General features: G+C 66.3%; 8 protein-coding genes. 2 read left to right on the forward strand and 6 right to left on the reverse strand.

Translation table 11 applies throughout. The features are described 5' to 3' along the window. Positions 1-9: 9 nt before the first annotated feature. The gene (locus GKO32_RS33795) at positions 10-1,455 is read right to left on the reverse strand and encodes an aldehyde dehydrogenase (RefSeq protein WP_154760986.1); all 1,446 of its coding nucleotides are present in this window, start codon (positions 1,453-1,455) and stop codon (positions 10-12) included. Between the two features lie 71 nt (positions 1,456-1,526). Between GKO32_RS33795 and GKO32_RS33800 the strand changes: the two genes are divergently transcribed. Beyond that, the gene (locus GKO32_RS33800; RefSeq protein WP_154760987.1) at positions 1,527-2,507 is read left to right on the forward strand and encodes a GlxA family transcriptional regulator; all 981 of its coding nucleotides are present in this window, start codon (positions 1,527-1,529) and stop codon (positions 2,505-2,507) included. Between the two features lie 60 nt (positions 2,508-2,567). Here GKO32_RS33800 and GKO32_RS33805 read toward each other — a convergent pair whose 3' ends face one another. Both GKO32_RS33805 and GKO32_RS33810 read right to left on the reverse strand, forming a co-directional pair. Further along, positions 2,568-2,888 carry an NIPSNAP family protein gene (locus GKO32_RS33805; RefSeq protein WP_154760988.1) on the reverse strand — a complete coding sequence of 107 codons (321 nt, stop codon included), beginning with the start codon at positions 2,886-2,888 and terminating at the stop codon, positions 2,568-2,570. Between the two features lie 2 nt (positions 2,889-2,890). Further along, entirely contained in the window at positions 2,891-3,844 is a 954-nt protein-coding gene (locus GKO32_RS33810) for an NADP-dependent oxidoreductase (RefSeq protein ID WP_208024631.1), read from the reverse strand. A gap of 161 nt (positions 3,845-4,005) precedes the next feature. Between GKO32_RS33810 and GKO32_RS33815 the strand changes: the two genes are divergently transcribed. Then, on the forward strand, positions 4,006-4,569 hold the full coding sequence (locus GKO32_RS33815; protein WP_154760990.1) for a dihydrofolate reductase family protein: 564 nt from the start codon (positions 4,006-4,008) through the stop codon (positions 4,567-4,569). Positions 4,570-4,571: 2 nt separating this feature from the next. On the opposite strand, the gene GKO32_RS33820 is transcribed toward GKO32_RS33815, so the two are convergent. From GKO32_RS33820 to GKO32_RS33830, 3 genes are all read right to left on the reverse strand, one after another. Then, positions 4,572-4,820, reverse strand: a complete 249-nt coding sequence (locus GKO32_RS33820) for a hypothetical protein (RefSeq protein WP_154760991.1) — start codon at positions 4,818-4,820, stop codon at positions 4,572-4,574. Then, on the reverse strand, positions 4,820-5,599 hold the full coding sequence (locus GKO32_RS33825) for a maleate cis-trans isomerase family protein (protein WP_154760992.1): 780 nt from the start codon (positions 5,597-5,599) through the stop codon (positions 4,820-4,822). The genes GKO32_RS33820 and GKO32_RS33825 overlap by 1 nt, the downstream gene beginning before the upstream one ends. Positions 5,600-5,693: 94 nt before the next feature. Next, a complete protein-coding gene (locus tag GKO32_RS33830) occupies positions 5,694-6,059 on the reverse strand; it encodes an EthD domain-containing protein (protein ID WP_246245143.1) in 366 nt (121 codons plus the stop codon). Between the last annotated feature and the right edge of the window lie 65 nt (positions 6,060-6,124).

Genomic DNA, 6,124 nt, shown 5'->3' on the forward strand with positions numbered 1-6,124 from the left:
CATCGACTTCTAGAAATAGATCGACTTGAGCTGCTGGTAGCTGGCCAGTCCTTCGGGGCCGAATTCCCGGCCGATACCGCTGGCTTTCACTCCGCCGAAGGGAGCGATCGGGTCCGACATGTAGTGGTTGATGCCGAATGATCCGGTGCGGACCTGCCGGGCGATCTGCAGCCCGTGGTCGGTGTCCTGGGTCCACACCGAACCGCCGAGCCCGAAATCGGAATCGTTGGCCAGCCTGATCGCATCGTCCTCGTCCTCATAAGGGGTGATCACGAGGACCGGGCCGAAGATTTCCTCCTGCGCGATCACTTGCGCGTTGTCCACATCGGCGAACACCGTGGGTTCCACATACCAGCCGCGCTCCCGATGCGCCGGCCTGCCACCGCCGGCGACCAGCCGCGCCCCGCCCGCCGTGCCCTGGGCGATGTAGCCCTCCACCCGCTCACGCTGCACCGCGGACGCCAACGGGCCGACCATGGTCGCCGCGTCGAGCGGATCACCCACCTCAAGCGACTCGGCCAGCGCCACGACCGCATCGACCACCTCGCCGTATCGGCTGCGCGGAGCCAGCACCCGGGTGCTGGCGAAACAGGCCTGCCCGTTGTTCATCATCGTCGCCGCGAAGAACTCGTCCCGCATCAGCTCGACACTCAACTCGGCGTCTTCGAGCACGATCGCCGCCGACTTCCCGCCCAGTTCCAGCGTCACCGGCCGCAACAGCCGGCCACAGACCTCACCGACCTTCCGGCCGGCCGCGGTGGACCCGGTGAACGCGACCTTGTCGATACCGGGATGCGCCACCAGATAAGCGCCGACCTCCCGCCCCGCCGGGACGATGTTGATCACCCCGTCGGGCACCCCGGCCTCCGCCACCGCCTCCCCCAACAGCACCGCATCCAGCGCCGTTTCCGGCGACGGCTTGATCACCACCGTCGCACCCGCCGCGAGCGCGGGCGCGTACTTCAACGACGCCAACGTCTGCGGCGCGTTCCACGGCACGATCGCGGCCACCACGCCGATCGGCTCGCGCCGCACGGTCACCGGCCTGCCCAGCAGCCCATCGCGGTGCTCCTCCACGACGGCGTCGCAGATCAAATCCGCGTAGTACCGCAACAGCAGGCCCGGCACGGTGCCCTCGAGGTTTTCCGACAACGCGATCGGCATCCCGTTCTCACTGCTCACCAGCCGGGTGATCGCCGTCTTGCGCTTGTCCAACGCGTCCGCCAGGCGCCGCATCACCTCCGCCCGCGCGTGCGGTTCCCCATGCGCCCAGCCGGTGGGCGAGTCGATCGCGCGGCGCGCCGCGGCCACCGCGCGATCGATATCCGCCTGCTGCCCCTCCGGCACCGAACCCAGCACCTCTTCGGTGTCCGCGTTGACAACCTCAAGACGTCGCGTCGAACTGGGTGCGCCCCACTCACCATCGATGTAGAGCAAGTTGTGATTGTCGGTCATTCCATCACCCTGCCCGAACGAACCTCAGGACCGGGATTGGCCGACGAGACATCCTTGGATACATTTGGGCCATGACTCATCGCGTCGCCGTCCTGGCCCTGGACCGGGTGAAAAGCTTCGACCTCGGCCTCGTCGCGCAGGTCCTCGAACACGCAGTCGACGCCTCCGGAAGGCCGCTGTACTCGGTCTCGACCTGTTCCCTCGGCGGGCGCCCGGTCCACACCAACCACGACTTCACCATCACCGTGCAGCACGACGAGTCGCTGCTGACGCGGGTCGACACGGTGATCGTGGCCGCGCAGGACGAACGCATGGAGTTCCCCGGGCCCGGCGAGCTCCCGGCGGAACTGACCGCCGCACTGGCCTCGATCCCGGCCCGCACCCGGGTGGTCAGCCTGTGCACCGGGACGTTCGTGCTGGCCGCGGCCGGAATGCTGGACGGCCTGACCGCCACGACCCACTGGGTCAAGTGTGAAGAACTCGCCCGCCGCTTTCCGGACATCGACGTCGACCCCCGGGTGCTCTTCGTGGACAACGGCCGCGTACTGACCTCCGCCGGAGCGGCGGCCGGTATCGATCTGTGTCTCCACCTGGTGCGGCGGGATTTCGGAGCCGAAGTGGCCAGCGCGACCGCCCGGGTATGCGTTTTCGCCCAGTGGCGCGAAGGCGGGCAGGCGCAGTTCATCGAGGCCCCGGTTCCGGACGCGGCCGACCGGTCGACCTCGCCCACCCGCGAGTGGATCCTCGGCCGGCTGTCCGAGCCGTTGACGCTCGCGCAACTGGCCCGGCACGCACACATGAGCGTGCGGACGTTCACCCGGCGCTTCCGGGCCGAGGTCGGCCAGAGCCCCAGCCAGTGGATCATCGCCCAGCGGGTCAACCTCGTCCGCCGGCTACTGGAGTCGACCGATCTGAGCGTCGCGGAAATCGCGCGTGCCTCCGGCTTCGGGACGCCCTTGGTGCTACGTAAGCATTTGCGGGCCGTCGCTGGGCTGACGCCCGGCGCTTATCGCAACGCCCATGCGCTCGCAAAGCCCACCATGGCGGCGTGACCTCGAAACGGCGAAATGCCTCCGCTCACCGTGGTGAGCGGAGGCATTTGCCGTGTGTTGTCAGCGAATCGCGGATGCCGGGGTCGGGACCACGCGGGTGACCACGATTTTCTCCGGAATCAGCAACTCCTGGACGACGGGGGAAATCTCGTTCTGCCACCGGTCGCTCTCGTAGACCGCGGCGTAGCGCTCCTTGCGTTGCGCCTCGTCTTCAAAGCCCCGGATCCACACGTAACCGTCCGGGTCGTCCTCGTCGATGAACGACGCGGTCACCGACATGCCCTTCGATTCCTGGAAGGGAATGACCACCTCTTCCATGTATCGCACCCACTCGGCGCGACGGCCGGGCTGGGTCTGGTATCGGCGAATCTCGTAGAACATGCTCAGCTTTCCTGGACCCGCAGGACGAGCTTTCCCTGCGTACGGTTGGTTTCTCCGCGGGAATGGGCCTTGGCGACCTCCTCGAGCGGGTAGGTCTCCTCGACCGCGATCGACACCTCTCCGGCGTCGATCAGGCCTGCGATACGGGCAAGAGCCGGCGCGTCGGGTTCGACGAGGAACGCGCTGGTGCGTACGCCCTTGGCCTCGGCCCGGCTGAGGAGATCCGCGGAGACCCCGGAGGGGATCGTGACAATCAGGCCACCGGGACGCAGCACTTCGAGCGAACGGATACTGGTGTCCTGCGCGTCGCCGATCAGGTCGATGACGACGTCCACGTCCCTTACGGCGTCCTCGAAGCGGACCGCCGTGTAGTCGACGAGTTCGTCAGCACCCAGCTTCGTCAGCCAATCGTGCCGGCCACGACTGGCCGTGCCGATGACGTGGGCGCCGAGGTGCTTGGCGAACTGGACGGCGAGGTGCCCGACCCCGCCGGCGGCCGCGTGGATCAGCACTCGTTGACCGGCTTGGACATCGGCGGTGTCCACAAGGGACTGCCACGCGGTCAATGCGGCCAGCGGTACGGCGGCTGCCTCCTCGTGGCCGACCTTGGTGGGCTTGCGGGCGAACTGGCGGGACGGCGCCGTGACGAACTCGGCGTATCCGCCCGCGGCGCGGGGAAACCACGGCATGCCGTAGACCTCATCGCCGGGTTTGAGCGTGGTCACGCCGAAACCCACTTCCGCCACCACGCCGGACACGTCCCAGCCGAGGATGAACGGCGGCTCGCCCAGTACACCGGCCATGCCCGAGCCGGCGCGGGTTTTCCAGTCCACCGGGTTGATTCCGGCCGCGTGCACCCGCACGAGAACCTCGGTCGGGAGCGGTGTGGGCCGGGGAACCCGTTCGACCCGGAGGACTTCCGGGCCACCGAAATCGTGCTGGACCACCGCGCGCATCAACGATGCGGACATACACCATCTCCTGAGAACACTGTCCGAAGGCTTACGCTGCGACCTTGCACGATCGAAGGCGTGTTCCGCGATTGGCCGACGAGACATACTTGGTTATGTTCGGGCCATCACTGGCGCGAACGACCCGGAACCACGGAGCGTTCACCATGCGGAAACTGATAGCGACAGTGTTCAACTACTCCCTCGACGGCTTTCTCGCCGACGAGGGCACCGATTTCTGGAAGTTCTGCTTCGATCTGCCCGAAAACCGTCGACCCGACGACCCGGTGCGACTCGACTTTCTCCGCAGCGCCTATGCGCACCTCATGGGCCGCACCGCCTACGAGGCCATCTCACGGTCCATGACGACGTCCCCGGACCATCCGTTCGCCGACATCCTGAACACGGCGCGCAAGGTCGTCTTCTCGCGGACTCTGCACAAAGCGGGCTGGGCCAACACCGCTATCGCCAATGGTGATACGGCCGACGAGATTTACCAACTCCGGCGAGGCGGCGACGGCCACATGGTGGTCTGGGGCGGCATCACCCTCTGGCGCTCGCTCATGCGGCTCGACCTGATCGACGAACTCCAGCTGACCATGTACCCCTACGTCGCGGGCGAGGGCACCCGGCTGTTCGCCGGCTCCCCCAGGTCCTACCAGCTCGATCTGGTGTCCAGCAAAGCCTCCAGGAGCGGGCTTGTAGAGCTGCACTACCGGCGACACCGCTGACGTCAGGTTCGCACTTTCAGGCGCAGGGAATCCTTGTCCCAGCCCGAAATCCGGAAACCCCCCAGACCCGCCACACAGCTGTACCAGACGGCATGACGGCTGCCCGTGGCGCGGCGGTCGATCTCGAAGCCGGTATCCGCGCTCACCGCGAAATAGGGACCAGTCCGTTCGACCCGGACGCGCTCGTCGCGCTCGGCAACCTCGACGATCGGGACGTTCTCCGGCACGTCCAGGAAATAAACCGTTGCCATCAGATACTCGTCTTGTGCCGGACGGCGACGTCGTAGAAATCCGTCCCGGATTCGAGCAGCGAACCGGCGCCCGGCACCGCCGCCGGCACGTCGAGCGCCCGCAGGATGCTGAACGCCCCGGCCGTGGCCGCGCTGATCACCGGAAGGCCGAATTCGGCCTCGGCCTGGGCGATCAGCGACAACGACGGCATCTGGACGCAGGCGGAAAGGACGAGCGCGTCCACTCCGGTCAGATCCAGCTCGCGGGCGGCCGCCATGACACGGGATCCTTCGATGCAGCCGACGGCATGGTTGTCCTCGACCTCGAGTGCACGGTAGTCGGCGACGGTGACGCCTTCATGCTCGATGTAGTCCACAACCTTGCGCGCCAGCGGCGCCATATACGGCGTCACCAGAGCGACCCGGCGGACCGACAACGCCGCGAGCGCCTCCATCAAGGCCCCGGCACTCGACCGGATCCGGGCCGGCGAATCACCGGTCGCCAGCTGCTCGGCGATCAGCGACTCGACCCGATGGTGCTCCCCCCGCTCCCCGGCCATCAGCGCGACCAGGCACGCATAGAGGATCACGTCCGGCCCCGCATCGGCGATCTCGATGACGCACCGTTCCCGTTGCACGTTCATCGCCGCCAGCCCGGCCGGGCTGACCGTCGTCATCCGCATCCGCGAGGAGTGAAAACTGATGTCGAGCCCCGCCTGCCTGCGCAGGATTTCCGGAAGCTCCGTCTCCACCGTCACGTTCGAACTCGGGACGATCAGCCCCACTCGCCTGTGTGCCATGTGTCTCCCTCAATCACTGGTGAGACCAATCTATGGCCTTTTCATCTCATATGTCAAACTCTCAACGTGTACGTCACATTTCCGCGAGAGGCCGTCAGTGCCAGGGTGAGTCGCCGTCCGGAATGACGATGTACCGGCGAATGGCGGACGGTTCGAGGAAATTCACCTCGTCGGCCACGATCCTGGCACGCACCGCCGGTTCGGCATTCTTGTTACGGAAAGCCTCGAACGCCTCCCAGTCCTCGAAGAACGCCTCGGTAATGGAATCGAAATCGGTCTGCGCCTGCGCCGCGTCAGCGTTCCGCTCGGTGAGGGCGGTACGTTCACGGTCGACATAATTGCGGCGATAGACACCGACGGTGGGAAAAAAGGACCGGATCAACGGGGCATGCACGTTCTCGTAATAATCCCGATACTGCTCAAGGGACAGCCCGTCCTTCTTCTTGTTGAACACGATCATCTTGATCACGAAAACCTCCTGAAGGGGTTATGTCTCGTCGGGGTCGGGGATGGGTTGTTGTCGGG

The sequence above is a fragment of the Amycolatopsis pithecellobii genome (assembly GCF_009707865.1).
In the GTDB taxonomy this organism is placed as follows: domain Bacteria; phylum Actinomycetota; class Actinomycetes; order Mycobacteriales; family Pseudonocardiaceae; genus Amycolatopsis_E; species Amycolatopsis_E pithecellobii.